The organism is Microvirga arabica (assembly GCF_016811235.1).
GTDB lineage: Bacteria > Pseudomonadota > Alphaproteobacteria > Rhizobiales > Beijerinckiaceae > Microvirga > Microvirga arabica.
On record NZ_JAFBID010000044.1, the window covers coordinates 1 to 15,257 of the forward strand.

The following is a 15,257-nucleotide window of genomic DNA, read 5'->3' on the forward strand; positions in this document are numbered from 1 at the left end:
CGGCGCCATCAGCAGCGGGCGCGCGAATGCCACTGGCGCAAACGCACCCGACGCCGACGCAAGGCCCGGCTGTAGTACTAGAGCATTTTCGGCGAAGTGGCTCCGGTTCGCCGCCAAAAATGCGGCAAACCAAAGAAGAGAGATGATTCCACGCAAGTGGAAACAGCTCTCGATCAGCGGGCTCGCTTCGAGGCACGCGGGAAGAGCGGGATCACCTTGCTGTCGCGCAGCGGGTTCAGGTGCCGCTGGATCGCCGCGTGCAGGTCGCGGCTGACGATGGGCTTCTGCAGCAGCGGGAATTCGCTCTCCTCGCCGGCTGCTCCGGGATTGCCCGTGATCAGCAGAACGGGCAGAGCCGGCGCGATCTGCCGGATCTCACGGGCGAGCATGACGCCGTTCATCGTGCCCGGCATCGCGATATCCGCCAGCACCAGCGCGGGCCTGCGGGCGTTCAGGGACCTCATCGCCTGCGCGGCATCGGTGGCGATGCTGGTCACGTATCCGAACTCCTCCAGGCTCGACTGGAGAGCGAGCGCCACTTCGAGTTCGTCGTCCACCACGAGAACCTCGGTGTGGGTGGGCACCGGCTCCTCGGGGGCTTCGTCCTCGCTCGGCAGGCCCTGCGGCAGCAGGGTCGCGGAATCGGCTCGTGGCAGATAGAGGACGATCGCGGTGCCGTTTTCGTCCCGGCGCACCTCCGAGGCGCCGCCAAGGCCCTCCAGGAAGTGCAGGCTCTGCCGAAGGGACAGCCAGGACGAAAGATCGAGGTTGCGCAGGACGAAGGCCTGCTCAAGATCCGCCTCCGGGGCGTGGCGCCCGTCATCGGGCCCTGTGCTGCGGATCGTCAGCTGCACGAAATCGCCCTCGCGCGTCAGGTCCGGCAGCGCCCCCTTCTCGACCGTCACGTTGCAGGCATCGAGCGTGATGGTACCGCCCTGAGGCAGGGCATCCCGCACATGCCCGCTGAGCATCACGATCGCCGTCTGGATGTCGTCCGGATCGGCTTCCACGGACCAGAGATCGTCCGCCAGGAACAGCCGCATGTCGACGGTGTCGCGCAGCAGGGATCGGCTCATCAGGTCGGCCACCGAGCTCACCTGCTCGGCGATGTTCACATACTGGACCTTGGCCTCGCCCTGGCGGGCAAAGGCCGTCGAGCGGGCGATGAGCTTGGCGGCCTGGTCGGCGGCCACGAGGGCCGACAGCAGCTTGCGCTGCAGGATCGGCTGATCCTTCAGCTGGCGGGCCGCAGCGTCGATATTGGCGCTGATGACCATGAGGCGGTTGTTGAGGTCATGGGTGATGCCGTCACGCAGCCGGTCGACGGCTTCTGCCTTCTGGAGGCGGCGCAAGGCCTCGTCCTCATCCGATGCGGAGCTCGTGTCGGGAAATGCATCCTCGACGAATGCGAACGGAACGGAAGGCTCTTCCATCGGGCCGGCCGTGACATCCTCGAAAACGGCGAACTCATCGGCTGCGTCCCCATGCTTGTCCCGGAGAGCCTCCCGGATCTGCCGCCCGATCAGCAGGGGGGCACCAGCCGCCAGCAGCAGGAAGAACCCGGCCGCTGCCGCGATCAGCGTGGATTCCCTGAAGAAGGCAGCGCCGGCCAGCGCGAAACCCGACAGGATCAGGGCGCAGGACAGGGCCAGCAGAGTCAGCTTCAACAGGGCAGGCAGCACAGGCACTCAAGCTTCCCGAAAATATGGATTGACCCGGCGCCGCTCAGACGCCACTTCCAACCGCTATCTTGTGTAGCACGAACCGAGGGCAAGCGCGGCTGCCTCGCGATAAAGTGTTACTGTCCGACAAAGGAGATGATTGTGCGGCTTTCTGATGTCCAAGGACTGGCCAAGCTGGCGCTCGCGGTGGTTTTGACGACCTCTCTCGCCCCACAGGCCAAAGCGCAGGAGACCGCCGAGCAGTCCATCGAGCGCCGCGTCAACGAGCTTCTCAGGCAGATGACCCTGGAGGAGAAGGTCGGCCAGCTGAACCTCGTCTCGCACGGTCCGCCCCTGCGCTGGGAGGATATTTCCGAGGGCAAGGCCGGCGCCCTGCTCAACTTCAACAGCGCCCAGGACGTCGCCCGCGCCCAGGCGCTTGCGCGCCAGAGCCGCCTCAAGATCCCGCCGCTCTTCGGCCTCGACGTGCTGCACGGCTTCCGCACCCAGTTCCCGCTTCCGCTAGGGGAAGCCGCGGCCTTCAGCCCGCGCATCTCGCGCATGGCGTCCGAATGGGGCGCGAGGGAAGCGGCCTATGTGGGCGTGAACTGGACCTTCGCCCCCATGGCCGATCTCTCCCGCGACAGCCGCTGGGGCCGCATCGTCGAAGGATTCGGAGAAGATCCGTATCTCGGCTCCGTGCTGACGGCTGCCCGCGTGGAAGGCTTCCGAAACGGAGGCCTTGCCGCCTCCACGAAGCATTTCGCCGGTTATGGCGCGCCGCAGGGCGGGCGCGACTACGACACCACCTACATCCCGCGCGCGGAGATGTACGACACCTATCTGCCGCCGTTCCGGGCTGCCGTGGAGGCGGGCTCGGCGAGCTTCATGGCGGCCTTCAACGCGCTGAACGGCGAGCCCTCGACGGCCAATCCCTGGCTGCTGACGGACGTGCTGCGCCGGCAATGGGGCTTTGACGGCTTCGTCACGTCCGACTGGGTCGGCATCGGCGAGCTGATCAACCACGGCATCGCGTCCGACGGCGCGGAGGCCGCCCGCAAGGCGATCCTCGCCGGCGTCGACATGGACATGATGGGGCTGCTCTACATCAAGCACCTGCCCGACGAGGTGCGCGCCGGGCGCGTGCCGGAGAGCGTCATCGACGAGTCGGTGCGCCGGGTGCTGCGCACCAAGTTCCGCATGGGCCTGTTCGACCGTCCGGATATCGATCCGTCCCGCTCCGACTCAGCCTTCCCGAATGCGGAGTCACGCCAGGCGGCGCGCGAGGTCGCGCGCGAAACCTTCGTGCTGTTGCAGAACCGCGGCAGCGTGCTTCCGGTGCCGACGAGCGCCCGTTCCATCGCGGTGATCGGCCCGCTGGCCGATGCGCCGCACGACCAGATGGGGCCGCATGCCGCCCGCGGGCACAAGGAGGACAGCGTCACGATCCTGGAAGGCATCCGCCGCCGGGCGCAGGGCACCGGCATCACGGTTCGCCATGCTCCCGCATGCGACCTGTTCTGCCGCGACACCAGCGGGCTCCAGGCCGCTCTCGATGCCGCAAGACAATCGGATTTCGTGATTGCGGTCTTCGGCGAGCCGCAGGAGCTCTCCGGCGAGGCAGCCTCCCGTGCTCACATGGAACTCAACGGAAAGCAGATCGAGGTACTGGAAGAGCTTGCGAAAACAGGCAAGCCAGTTGCGCTGGTGCTCCTAGGAGGGCGCCCGCAGGTTCTGGGACCGGTGGCCGAGCGCATCCCGGCGATCCTCATGGCCTGGTATCCGGGCACCGAAGCCGGGCCTGCGGTTGCCGACGTGCTGTTCGGCGACGTGAGCCCGAGCGGCAAGCTCCCTCTCACCTGGCCCCGCGCCACCGGGCAGCTGCCGCTCTACTACAACCGCCTGCCCACCGGGCGGCCGACGCTTGAGAACAACCGCTTCACCCTGCAATACATCGACGAGAAGATCGCGCCGCTCTACCCGTTCGGCTGGGGCCTGAGCTACACGCAGTTTTCCTACTCGGATGCAGCGATGACGCAAAAGCAGCTCGACCAGGGCGGGGGGCTGGAAGTTGCGGTGAACGTGAAGAACACGGGCGCGCGGGAAGGCCAGGAGGTCGTGCAGCTCTACACCCGCGACCCGGTGGCAAGCCGCAGCCGCCCCTTGCGCGAGCTGAAAGCCTTCGAGAAGATTGCGCTCAATCCCGGCGAGACGAAGCGCGTGACCTTGCGCGTGCCCGTGGAGTCGCTCGGCTTCCACCTCGATAACGGCACCTATCTGGTCGAGGCCGGCACCATCGAGGCCTTCGTGGGCGGCTCCTCGCTCGCCGAAAGGGTCGGAGAGGCCGAGATCGTGAAGACCTTCCGCCTGCCGCCCATGGAGCGGCGCGCCTCCGCGTCGACCAGCGTCGCGCAGTAACTGGAGACAAGGCTGCCCGAGCATCGCTCTCGGGCAGCCTTTCGACCCATTGGATCTCTTGGTCGATCAGCGCTACGCTCACGCCTATGAGCGCTCAGTCGACCAAGCCGGAGCCCCGCGATTTCACCATCCGTTCGATAAAGGCCGTCGTGGCTCATGAGCGGACCGAGGCGGCCGACACCCTGCTCGGGATGGCTCTCACCTTCGTGGCGGGCGCGATCAATGCCGGGGGCTTCCTGGCGGTCGGCCAGTACACCTCGCACATGTCGGGCATTCTCTCCGCCATGGCCGACCACACGGCGCTGGGCTTGTTCGCCCTGGCGGGGCTCGGGCTTGCGGCCTTCCTGCCCTTCATCGCGGGCGCCGCCTTCTCGGCCATGCTGATCAACTGGGGCCGCCGCCATCATCTCGGCAGCCGCTATGCCATGCCGCTGATGCTGGAAGCTTGGCTTCTGCTCGGCTTCGGTCTCCTGGGGTGGTTCGCCCATCCTTCGCCGGCTTTCGTGACGCTCGCCGTGCCTCTCCTGTGCTTCATCATGGGTCTGCAGAACGCGACCGTCACCAAGATCTCCGGGGCCCGCATGCGCACCACCCACGTAACCGGGATCGTCACCGACATAGGGATCGAACTCGGCAAGCTCCTCTACTGGAACCGGAACCCGGACAATCCGGACCGGGTTCTCGCGGACCGACCGAAGCTGCGCCTGCTCGCCCTGCTGCTCGCCTCCTTCTTCATCGGCGGCGTGATCGGCGCCATCGGGTTCAGCCAAGCAGGATTCCTGTTCGCATTGCCCTTCGCGCTGCTGCTGTTGCTGCTCGCCGGGCCTCCCCTGGCCGAGGATGCCTCGTCCCTGGCCCGGCAACTGAGAAAGCACTGAAACACTTGCACCGGGCGCTCCCCAGCGAACGGAACATCGATGAAGGCTTGGCAGTTCACTCATGACAGAGTGGAGCCGTCGCCATGTCAAACCTCAGCCGCAACCCTGTCGAGACCCTGGCCCGGGCAGGCTATGGCGCAAGGGGCGTGGTCTATGGCCTCGTCGGCGCCCTTGCGCTTCTCGCTGCCATCGGGTCCGGAGGACAGACCGGCGGCAGCCGCTCCGCCCTGCAGACGCTTCTCTCCCAGCCCTTCGGCAAGGTCTGGCTCGTTTTGATCGCTATCGGCCTGTTCGGCTTCTGCGCCTGGCGGATCCTGGAGGCGCTCACGGATGCCGACAACCGCGGCTCGGACATGAAGGGCTTGGGTATCCGGGGGGCGCATCTGATCAGCGGCTTCATCTATGCGGGTTTGGCCCTCTTCGCTCTGAACCTTGCCCTCGGGCGTAGCCAGGGAGGCGGGGCTGAGGATCAGGGCGCCCGGGACTGGACAGCATGGCTCATGAGCCAGCCCTTCGGCCGGTGGCTGGTGGGCCTCGTCGGGCTCATCGTGATCGGCGTGGGCCTCGCCTTCATCGCGAAAGCCTGGCGCGGGCGGGTGGCGGACCGCCTCTCCCTGCCGGCCGACAAAAAGGATTGGATCTGCACCATCGGCCGCATGGGCTTTGCCGCCCGCGGCATCGTGTTCCTGATGATCGGCGGCTTTCTGGGCCTTGCGGCCTGGCACGCCTCCTCCTCCGAGGTGCGCGGCCTCGGCGGAGCCCTGGAGTCCCTGCAGCAGCAGCCCTACGGCTGGATCCTTCTCGCGCTGACGGCGCTCGGCCTCTTCGCCTTCGGCCTCTTCGGCCTCATCCAGGCCCGCTACCGCCATATCGACGCGCCGGATCTCGACGACGCCAAATCCGCCGTTGCGCGCGTCGGACGATAAGCAGGCTGTTGCGGAAAGTCTGGCGATCCCGGGAAGACTCGAACTTCCGACCTTCGGTTTAGGAAACCGCTGCTCTGTCCTGCTGAGCTACGGGACCGCTGACGTGACGGGATTTAGCACGGGTGGCAGGGGCATTCCAGTGGGTTGCGGATCGGGAAATCAGGATCCGGTGCTCTGCTGTGTGGCGTGAAGGAACTCCCTACGGCCAAGCCAGTTGGTGAAGGCAACTGGAGGTACATCATGGCGCAGACGCTTCGCGATTTCCTGAAACAGGTCGAAAACCTTCCCCCCGACACCCTGCTCTGCGTCGCCGAGGTGGACGAGGCTTTCGCCGCCCATGTGGCGGAAATCGAGGTCATCGAGGATGCGAAGTCTCAGAACCGCAAAGCGGAAGGCATCGAGGCGGTGGAACTCGGGAACGGCAAAGAGCGGGTTGTGGTGATCCGCTGGTAGCCTGAAAGAAGCAGTTTTGCTGGCAAAAAACCCGCCGATCTTGGCCGCAACATTCTGCGGGCTCTTCGATTGACTTGCCATGGCGGCGGCATTCCGGGCCCCGGAATGCCGCTCCATCTTGCAATGAAAACCGGTCAGGATCTCACCATGACGAAGAACATCCCAGGCTCCCGCACGAACCCTGAAGGCATTCCGCAGGAAGGCCATGGCGGCTCGAACACGCGCGGCACGCAACACCAGCAGGGCAAGGACGGCAACGGTGCCCAGAAGCGGCAGCAGGAGAAGAAGTCATGAGCAGCACCGGCAACCGCAGCAATCCGAACCAGACGCGCATCGCAGGCCATCAGGAGCACGACGAGCCGAACGTCAACGCGAGCGGCAAGCCCGAGATCGGCCAGCAGGGCGGCGCAACCCATCAGGAAAGCCGCGATCACAACAAGCACAACAACGCGGGGCAGAGCGGGCACAAGCCGCAGCAGCACAGCCCAGCGCAGGAAAAGCACTGATCCGGACATCCTAAGCGTAGCCGTTTCATCCTGAAAGGATATGATCCCGTCCCATGACGGGATCAACCCTGCGGATGCTGCTGGCCCTGTGCCTCGGACCGGCCCTGGACGGCGGGGTCTGGGAGGCCTTCGCGCAGACGCGGCCTAACCAGCGGCCTGCCTCGTGCATGGGCGAGACCCGGCCCGACCGTCTGCAGGGGCTCTCGCCGGAGGGCGACCTTGTCCTGGCATCGGGGCAACAGGCCCGCCTGTCGGGCATCCGTCTTCCCGACGCTTCGCCCCATCGCGAAAACGCGCTGTCCTGGCTGGGAGCGCGAATCGGCCAATCGGCTCTCATCCAGGGATCTGACAGCCGCGACCGCTGGAACCGGGTTTCCGTGCGCATCCGCTCGGCCGGGGAGGCCCCGGCGCTCGACTGGGCCCATGGATTGGTCGAGGCCGGCCTCGCACTGGTCGATGCGGGACTGGACGGGGTCTTCTGCCAGCCCGAGTTCCTCGCCCTCGAGGCCACAGCCCGCGAACGCCGCCTTGGTGTTTGGGCCGATGAACGCTATAAGCCTCTCGATGCAAATCAATCCGAGCGCCTGCGCGAGCGGATCGGCAGCTTCGTGCTGGTCGAAGGCCGCGTCAGGAGCATCGGCGAGCGCAAGCAGCGCACCTATTTGAACTTCGGGGGGCTCTGGGCAGAAGACTTCACGATCATCGTCCCCAGGACAACGTGGAAGCAGATGCTGGATCGCGGTGTGGGCGCCGAGGCGCTCAAGGGCCGGCAGATCCGGGCCCGAGGCATTTTGCAGCCTTGGCAAGGCACCGCTTTTTCGATTGTCATACCGGACATGATCGAACGTCTCGAAGGCGATCGTCTGCCACGATGAACGAGCATGATCAGAACACGTCGGACAGGTAGTTCCATCTTCGGCAGCCTCATGCTCGCAGCCCTGCTCGCGGGCTGCTCGGGCTTTGGCGGGGACGTGTCGCTCCCGGCGAACGCCCCGCGGGTGATCGGCCCGGATCGCGACCGGGACCATGTGCGCCTCGTCAGGGCTTTCGGCGGAGAGGGCCGCGCACCGCAGCTCCAGCAGCTCCTGACCGATGTGACGAACCGGCTCGTCATGGCCACCGACCGGCCGGACGAGGCTTTTCAGATCACGATCCTGAACTCGCCCGCGGTCAATGCCTTCGCGTTGCCGAACGGGCGCCTCTACGTGACGCGCGGCCTCCTGGCGCTCGCCAACGACACCTCCGAGGTGGCCGCCGTCCTGTCCCACGAGATCGCCCACGTCACCCTGCGCCACGCCTCCCAGCGCAGCGAGCTGCAGGCCCGCTCGGCCCTGATCGAGCGCGTGGCCGAGAACGTGCTGAACGATGCCGAGGAAGCGGCCACGGCGCAGAACCAGTCCCGCTCGACCCTTGCCAGCTTCTCGCGGGCGCAGGAGCTCGAGGCGGACCAGACCGGCGTCAAGGTTCTGGCCCGCGCCGGCTTCGATCCTTTCGGCGCACCGCGATTCCTGACGTCACTCGGGCGCTCGGGTACGAGTTCCGACAGCCAGACGGGAGACCGGCTGGCTTCGCATCCGAGCACCACCGACCGCGTGTCGCGCGCCTTGCAGGCCGCGCGGCGGACGGAACTGCCGGGTGGCGGCGAAACCGGGCGGTTGGCCTATCTGACGGCTCTCGAGGGGCTTGCCTATGGCGACGATCCGGCCGACGGCGTCGTGAAGGGCCGCCGCTTCATCCATTCCCGGCTCGGCGTCGCCTTCGAAGCGCCCGAGGGCTTCAGCCTCGAGAACACCTCCCAGGCCGTGCTCGGGTCTTCTGCCGACGGGGAGCGTCGCCTGCTCTTCGATGCCGCCGATACGCCGGAGGGCCAGAGCCTGGAAGACGTGCTGCGCTCCACCTGGACGGACACCATCGAGCCCGGCACCCTCACGCCCGGCACGGTGAACGGCCTTCCCGTGGTGACGGCCCTGTCCAACGGCAAGGAGTGGACCTTTCGCCTCTCGGCTGTCCGGATCGGCAGCACCACCTACCGGCTCATCATGGCGACCCGGGGCAACAGGGGCGACCTGGAAGCGATCTTCCAGCAGACCCTCAACAGCGTCCGGCAGGTGCAGCCCGAGGAGGCTCGGCGGATCAGGCCTCTCAAGCTGCAGATCGTGACCGCTCAGCGGGGCGACACGGCACAGACTCTCGCCGCCCGCATGCCAATCGACCGGCCGCTCGAACGCTTCCTGCTGCTCAACGGCCTCGACAGGAACGCTCCCCTGAAGGTAGGCGAGCGCTACAAGATCGTGGTGGAATAGGGCCGCGCTCCCAGACTTTGAAACGGCATCGGCGAGGCAGTTGCCCGCCTCGCCGATCCAATTCCAGAAAAGCTCGTGCGTCTTACACGAAGGCGCCTGAGGCCTGAGGGTAGCGCTCGACGAGCGCGCGCTTGAGCTTCTCAAGCGCACGGTTCTCGATCTGGCGGACGCGCTCCTTCGAGATCCCGAGGCGATCCCCCAAGAACTCCAGGGTCACCTGCTCGTCGTCGAGACGACGGGCGCGCAGGATGCGCAGTTCACGCTCGTTGAGAACTTCAAGCGCCTGCTGCAGCCAGCGTACGCGGCGCTCGGTGTCGATCGAGTCGGTGACGGTCTCGTCCGGCAGCGGGCTGTTGTCGACGAGAAACTCGACCCGTTCGGCGGAGTTCGATGAATCGGCATCCAGAACCGGTGCATTGAGCGAGGTGTCCGGTGCGGACAAGCGGGCGTCCATCAGCGCCACGTCGGCCTTCGAGACGCCGATCGCCTCGGCGATCTTGGCGTGCACGTCGGAGGAGATGCGCTCTTCACCGCCGCGGGTGAGACGGGCGCGCAGGCGGCGCAGATTGAAGAAAAGGGCTTTTTGGGCGGAACTCGTTCCGCCACGGACGATTGACCAGTTACGAAGGATGTAATCTTGCACGGAGGCACGGATCCACCAGGTCGCATAGGTCGAGAAACGGACTTCCCGTTCAGGCTCGAACCGGGCCGCGGCCTCGAGGAGACCCACATGGCCTTCCTGAACCAGATCGGCCATCGGCAGGCCGTAGTGACGGAAACGGGCTGCCAGCGCGATGACGAGGCGCATGTGGGCAGCAGTCAGTTGATGAAGCGCCGCCTCATCGCGGTTCTCTTTCCAGCGCACGGCAAGAAGGTGCTCCTCTTCTCTTTCGAGAAAAGGTGCATTCATGGCAGCGCGGACGAACCGGCGGCGAACCCCTGAGATTTCTCCCATTGTGTGCTCTCCCTTGGCAGAGACACAACGAGCGAGGCCGCAAAAAGTTCACTTCCAACAGCCGAGTTTGGCAAAATAGATTCCGCCCTTTGAAAAACAAGGCTCCGAGCACAAAAAAGCCCGGCCTGAGGCCGGGCTTTTCGAAACCTTGTGAGGTGCGCGATCAGGCGGCCTCTTCCTGCATATCGTCGCCTTCCGCATCGCCGTCCTCAGCACCCTTCACCCGGCGCGGGGACTTGGCGAGGCTCTGCTCGATGAGCTTGAGCGCTTCCGTGTCCGTGATCTTGTTCACGGCCGCGATCTCGCGCACGATCCGGTCGAGGGCGGATTCGTAAAGCTGGCGCTCGCTGTAGGACTGCTCGGGCTGGGCCTCGGAGCGGTAGAGGTCGCGCACGACCTCGGTGACGGCGATCAGGTCGCCGGAATTGATCTTGGCCTCATATTCCTGGGCGCGGCGCGACCACATGGTGCGCTTCACGCGGGCACGACCCGTCAGAACGTCCAGGGCCTTTTGGACCAGAGCCGGTTCGGCGAGCTTGCGCATGCCGACGCTGGAGGCTTTACCCGTGGGGACACGGAGGACCATTTTGTCCTTGTCGAAGGAAACGACGTACAGCTCCAGTTTGAAGCCTGCGATTTCCTGCTCTTCGATGGCCGTGATGCGGCCGACGCCGTGAGCGGGATAAACAATGGCTTCACCGGACTTGAACCCAAGGCGCTGGGCGGACTTCTTGGCGGTTGTCATGCGAGAGAGGCCTCCTTGCATGGCCCTTGCCTGAACGGCGAGGGAGCTGTTGCCCCACCGGACAGGGTCCCGGTGGAACGAGGATGGGATGTGAGTGTCGCGGAACTTGAAGATTCCGCGCGTCTCCCTGATGTCAGCCAGCGGCTACAAACGCTCATGCCCTTGACCAAGGCAGCAACGCTCCCTTAAGTCAAAGGACGCGAATCTTTGCTTCATTATGTGAACCGCCGGTCTGCAGAGACGGTGCACGGCTTGAGCGCAAGCGACGGCATTCACGGACCCTATCACAGTCCGGCCGAAAAAGCAAAAATATTTCAAAGCACAGCGTTAAGAGTGCCCGCTCAGGCTAAGCCTGAACTCAGTCGCCTTCGCCGGGATTGGACGTGAAATACGCCTCGAACTTGCCTGCTACGCCATCGAATTCCTTCGCGTCGGCAGGCGCATCCTTCTTGACGGTGATGTTGGGCCAGCTCTTGGCCATGTCGGCGTTGAGCTTCAGCCATTGCTCAAGGCCCGGCTCCGCATCGGGCTTGATCGCCTCGGCCGGGCATTCCGGCTCGCAGACGCCGCAATCGATGCACTCGTCCGGGTGGATGACGAGCATGTTCTCGCCCTCGTAGAAACAGTCGACCGGGCACACCTCGACGCAGTCCATGTATTTGCACTTGATGCAATTTTCAGTGACGACGTAGGTCATGCACGGTCCTTCGGGGTCTGTTCCATTCGAGAGAAAGGGTTGCTGCCGCTCTAGCCCTTGTCGGGGTCGCTGACAAGCGCGCCGTTGTCCTGGCTGAGATCCAGGTAGAGCAGCCTTGCTTCCGGTGCAGGGCCCCGGCGCTGGCCGAGATCCTCGATCCGGACCACCAGGGTAGCCCGGGGCAGCGCGAGGGTCACCACGTCCCCGACAGCCACCGCCTTGGCGGCGTTGTCGGTGCGCTGTCCATTGAGGCGGACATGGCCGCCGGTCACCATCTTGGCGGCCAGCGTCCGGCTTTTCGCGAAGCGCGCGAACCACAGCCACTTGTCGAGCCGCTGACGGTCCTCACGCATTCACTCAAAACCTCACTTCTTGCTGTCCTCGAGCTGGGCTTTGAGGGCCATCAGCTTGGCGAAGGGCGAATTCGGATCCGGCTGCTTCTCGCGCCGGTCGCGGCCGCCGTCCTGGCGGTTGTCGGCGCGCTTGTCGGGCCGAGGACCACGACGGTCCTCCCCGCGGCGGCCCTCTCCATGACCCGGTCCACGCGGCGGACGGCTCTGCGGACGACCTCCCTCCCCCTGCGCTTCGCGGCGCTCGGGACGCGGCCGGCGCTCGCCGGCCTGATCGTCCTGGCCTGCTCCATGGCGTGGGCGACGGTCGCCGCGATCCTGGCGCTGGTCCGTGCGGTCGGAGCGCTCCCCGCGCTCATGACGGCCGCCGCGGGCATCGCGACCATGACGAGCCTGCGCGCCTTCGTGATGGCGGCGACCCTGGCGCCAGACCTCGATCATCTCGGGCTCGGCAGGGGCGGTCTCACCGGAAGAAACTTCCGCGGGAGCAGCCTCGGCCGGAGCATCCGCGGGAGCCATTGCGTTGCCCTCGGGCGAAGCCACGGCTTCAGCGGCGCTGGCCTCGACCTCCTGTTCGGAGACGGCCGCTTCGGGAGCCTCGACGGCGACCGCGCCGATCTCCTCGGTACCGATTGCAGCCTCAGGCGCCTCGGCGGGAGCTGCCTCGGATGGGGCTTCCTCGGCCGCAGCGGCAGCCTCGCCCTCGGGAGCGGCCGCCTGGGGCTCGAGAGCCCGCGGGGCTTCCACGAGCGGCACCGTGATGGCAGGGCCGGGACGGCGATCCATCACGTAGCCGAGCGACTTCAGGATCGTGGCGAAATCCTCGCCGGCGCAGCCCACGAGGGACGTCATGGCAACCGTCGGCACGAAGCCTTCGCCGTCGGCGGCGCCTGCCGGCGGCTCGCCGGGGGTGACGCCGGGGCGGTAGGCGATCGCCGGGCGGATGAGGTCGGCCAGGCGCTCCAGGATGTCGACGCGCACGGCGCGGCCGCCGAGCACCCGGAAGCCCGCGGCGCGGTAGAGTCCATGGGCGATGTCCGGATCGACCGGGATCGAGGTGCGGCCGGACTGGGCCAGATGAGCGATCTCGTCGATGCCCTTCTGGTCGAGGCCGCCGTTCTGCAGGGCCCAAAGCTGGGTTGCGAGCACACGGGGCGCCGGCTTCAGCAGGGCCGGCAGGTAAAGATGATAGGCGCCGAAGCGCACGCCCGCCTTGCGGAGCGCCGCGCGGGCCTCCTGGTCGAGGCTGCGGACATCGTTGAGGACCTTGGCGCGCTCCAGCACGCCGAGCGCCTCGCCGATCTGGAAGCCGATGCCGCGGGCCAGGCCCTGCAGCTCCTGGCTGTCCTCGAGTTGCAGCAAGGGGCCGAGCAGGCGCACCACATAGGCCTTGAGCCAGGCGCGCAGGCGGTTGTCCACCTTGTCCCGGGCCGGACCCGTGAGATGCTCGTCCGAGAGGATGCGAAGCTTGGGGTCGAACAGCTTGTCGCCGGGTTCCAGCTTGGCCACTGGATCGCCCATCCAGCGGATGGTGCCGTCGTTGGACAGCACGAGCATCGTGTCGGGGGTTTCGGCGAATCGGTCCGCCCGCGCCTCGATCTCGCCCGCCAGCGCCTTGCTGGCGGCGTTGCGCAGGGTCTTGACCTCCGTGGTGTCGGCCTGGGGATCAGGCACGAAATGGAAGCCGTGCAGGTGACCGATGTGCTGACCCTCGACGGTGACGTCGCCGGTGGTCGTAATTTCCGCTTCGAGCATCTTGTTCTCTCTCAAGCGCCGCATGAGAACGCTCGTCCGCCGGTCGATGAACCTTTGGGCGAGGCGTTCATGGAGCGCATCCGATAGCTTGTCCTCTACCTGACGCGCAACATCCTGCCAATGCTCCGGATCCTTCAACCAGTCGGGACGATTGGCGACGAAGGACCAGGTCCGGACCTGGGCGATGCGGTTGGAGAGGGTATCGATATCCCCATCGGTCCGATCCATAGCGGACAGATGGCGGGCAAACCAGTCGGCCGGGATGGCCCCGTCCTTCATCAGGAAACGGTAGAGCTGGCCGACGAGATCAGCATGGGTCTGCGGCGAGACCTTCCGGTAGTCCGGCACCTGGCAGATCTGCCAGAGCCGCTCCACGGCGTACTGGGAGCGGGCCATAGACTGAATGTCGTCCTCTCGGGCCAGAACCTCGAGGGCGAGGACGTCCTCGCCCGTTGGCGCGCGCACGAGGCCATGCTCCCGCGGCTGGCTCCCGAGCGAATCGCGCAGGCGGGCGAGCGAGGAGAAGTCGAGATCCGGGTTGCGCCATTGCAGGATGCGCACCGGGTCGAAGGTGTGGTTTTCGAGCGCCTGGACGGTCTCCGCGTCGAAGGGCGGGCAGCGGCCAGAGGTGCCGAAGGTCCCATCCCGCATGTAGCGGCCGGCACGGCCGGCGATCTGGGCCAGTTCGGGATTGTTCAGCTTGCGGAACTGGAAGCCGTCGAACTTCTTGTCGGACGCGAAGGCCACATGGTTCACGTCGAGGTTGAGCCCCATGCCGATGGCGTCGGTGGCGATGAGATAATCCACGTCGCCGTTCTGGAAGAGCTCGACCTGCGCATTGCGGGTGCGGGGCGAAAGCGCCCCGAGCACCACGGCCGCGCCGCCGCTCTGGCGGCGGATGAGCTCTGCGATCCCGTAGACCTCCTCAGCCGAGAAAGCCACGATGGCCGAGCGCCGGGGCAGGCGCGACACCTTCTTCTCGCCCGCGAACGAGAGCTGCGACAGGCGCGGCCGGGTGACCACGTGGACACCCGGGATCAGCGCCTCGATCAGCGGCCGCATGGTGGCCGAGCCGATGAGCAGCGTCTCCTCGCGGCCACGCTGGTTGAGCAGGCGGTCGGTGAAGACGTGACCCCGGTCGAGGTCGCTGGCGAGCTGGACCTCGTCCACGGCCACGAAGGCAACATCGAGATCCCGCGGCATCGCCTCGACGGTGGAGATCCAGTAGCGCGGCCGGTCCGGCTTGATCTTCTCCTCGCCGGTGACCAGGGCGACGTTGTGGGGGCCGGCCTTCTCCACCACGCGGTTGTAGACCTCGCGCGCAAGCAGGCGCAGGGGCAGGCCGATCATGCCGCTGTCGTGGCCGAGCATGCGCTCGATGGCCAGATGGGTCTTGCCGGTGTTGGTGGGGCCGAGCACGGCCGTGACGCCGCGCGAGCGCACCTGCGGGGGAAGGGAACGACGGGCCATGCCTGGATGTCGGGTAATCTTGAATGTCCCGGAGTAACGAGAGGCTGTACGGGCCGGCTACGTGAGCCGGACGCCTTCTCAAAGGCAGCCCGGCCCTCGCGGCCGGCTGCGGGCTATGCCCTTATATGGGGGCGGGCGCC

General features: G+C 66.3%; 14 protein-coding genes and 1 tRNA gene. 8 read left to right on the top strand and 7 right to left on the bottom strand.

Annotated elements, in window-relative coordinates:
• Positions 1–173: 173 nt before the first annotated feature.
• The gene (locus JQC81_RS19635) at positions 174–1,688 is read right to left on the bottom strand and encodes a response regulator (RefSeq protein WP_203273472.1); all 1,515 of its coding nucleotides are present in this window, start codon (positions 1,686–1,688) and stop codon (positions 174–176) included.
• A 129-nt stretch (positions 1,689–1,817) separates the two neighbouring features.
• On the opposite strand from JQC81_RS19635, the gene JQC81_RS19640 reads away from it, so the two are divergent.
• From JQC81_RS19640 to JQC81_RS19650, 3 genes are all read left to right on the top strand, one after another.
• A complete protein-coding gene (locus JQC81_RS19640; protein ID WP_210347223.1) occupies positions 1,818–4,079 on the top strand; it encodes a glycoside hydrolase family 3 N-terminal domain-containing protein in 2,262 nt (753 codons plus the stop codon).
• 86 nt (positions 4,080–4,165) lie between these two features.
• On the top strand, positions 4,166–4,957 hold the full coding sequence (locus JQC81_RS19645) for a YoaK family protein (RefSeq protein ID WP_203273474.1): 792 nt from the start codon (positions 4,166–4,168) through the stop codon (positions 4,955–4,957).
• Between the two features lie 83 nt (positions 4,958–5,040).
• A complete protein-coding gene (locus JQC81_RS19650) occupies positions 5,041–5,883 on the top strand; it encodes a DUF1206 domain-containing protein (RefSeq protein WP_203273475.1) in 843 nt (280 codons plus the stop codon).
• Positions 5,884–5,903: 20 nt separating this feature from the next.
• Here the strand turns inward: JQC81_RS19650 and JQC81_RS19655 are convergent.
• Positions 5,904–5,980 (bottom strand) — tRNA-Arg (locus JQC81_RS19655).
• A 143-nt stretch (positions 5,981–6,123) separates the two neighbouring features.
• Here JQC81_RS19655 and JQC81_RS19660 point away from each other — a divergent pair.
• From JQC81_RS19660 to JQC81_RS19680, 5 genes are all read left to right on the top strand, one after another.
• Positions 6,124–6,336, top strand: coding sequence for a sugar phosphorylase (locus JQC81_RS19660; RefSeq protein ID WP_203273476.1), 213 nt, complete (start codon positions 6,124–6,126; stop codon positions 6,334–6,336).
• Positions 6,337–6,483: 147 nt separating this feature from the next.
• A complete protein-coding gene (locus JQC81_RS19665) occupies positions 6,484–6,630 on the top strand; it encodes a hypothetical protein (RefSeq protein ID WP_160883845.1) in 147 nt (48 codons plus the stop codon).
• Positions 6,627–6,842 carry a hypothetical protein gene (locus JQC81_RS19670; protein ID WP_203273477.1) on the top strand — a complete coding sequence of 72 codons (216 nt, stop codon included), beginning with the start codon at positions 6,627–6,629 and terminating at the stop codon, positions 6,840–6,842. Before JQC81_RS19665 ends, JQC81_RS19670 begins: the two co-directional genes overlap by 4 nt.
• 53 nt (positions 6,843–6,895) lie before the next feature.
• Positions 6,896–7,717 carry a thermonuclease family protein gene (locus JQC81_RS19675; RefSeq protein ID WP_203273478.1) on the top strand — a complete coding sequence of 274 codons (822 nt, stop codon included), beginning with the start codon at positions 6,896–6,898 and terminating at the stop codon, positions 7,715–7,717.
• Positions 7,718–7,723: 6 nt separating this feature from the next.
• A complete protein-coding gene (locus tag JQC81_RS19680; RefSeq protein WP_203273479.1) occupies positions 7,724–9,145 on the top strand; it encodes a M48 family metalloprotease in 1,422 nt (473 codons plus the stop codon).
• Between the two features lie 82 nt (positions 9,146–9,227).
• Here the strand turns inward: JQC81_RS19680 and JQC81_RS19685 are convergent, their stop codons facing one another.
• The 5 genes from JQC81_RS19685 to JQC81_RS19705 form a co-directional block, all read right to left on the bottom strand.
• Positions 9,228–10,100: an RNA polymerase factor sigma-32 gene (locus tag JQC81_RS19685; RefSeq protein ID WP_203273480.1), complete on the bottom strand. Its 873-nt coding sequence runs from the start codon at positions 10,098–10,100 to the stop codon at positions 9,228–9,230.
• 163 nt (positions 10,101–10,263) lie between these two features.
• The gene (locus tag JQC81_RS19690; RefSeq protein WP_203273481.1) at positions 10,264–10,845 is read right to left on the bottom strand and encodes a CarD family transcriptional regulator; all 582 of its coding nucleotides are present in this window, start codon (positions 10,843–10,845) and stop codon (positions 10,264–10,266) included.
• Positions 10,846–11,203: 358 nt separating this feature from the next.
• Positions 11,204–11,542: a ferredoxin FdxA gene (gene fdxA, locus JQC81_RS19695; RefSeq protein WP_203273482.1), complete on the bottom strand. Its 339-nt coding sequence runs from the start codon at positions 11,540–11,542 to the stop codon at positions 11,204–11,206.
• A 50-nt stretch (positions 11,543–11,592) separates the two neighbouring features.
• Positions 11,593–11,895, bottom strand: a complete 303-nt coding sequence (locus tag JQC81_RS19700) for an RNA-binding S4 domain-containing protein (RefSeq protein WP_203273483.1) — start codon at positions 11,893–11,895, stop codon at positions 11,593–11,595.
• A gap of 12 nt (positions 11,896–11,907) precedes the next feature.
• A complete protein-coding gene (locus JQC81_RS19705; RefSeq protein WP_203273484.1) occupies positions 11,908–15,117 on the bottom strand; it encodes a helicase-related protein in 3,210 nt (1,069 codons plus the stop codon).
• Between the last annotated feature and the right edge of the window lie 140 nt (positions 15,118–15,257).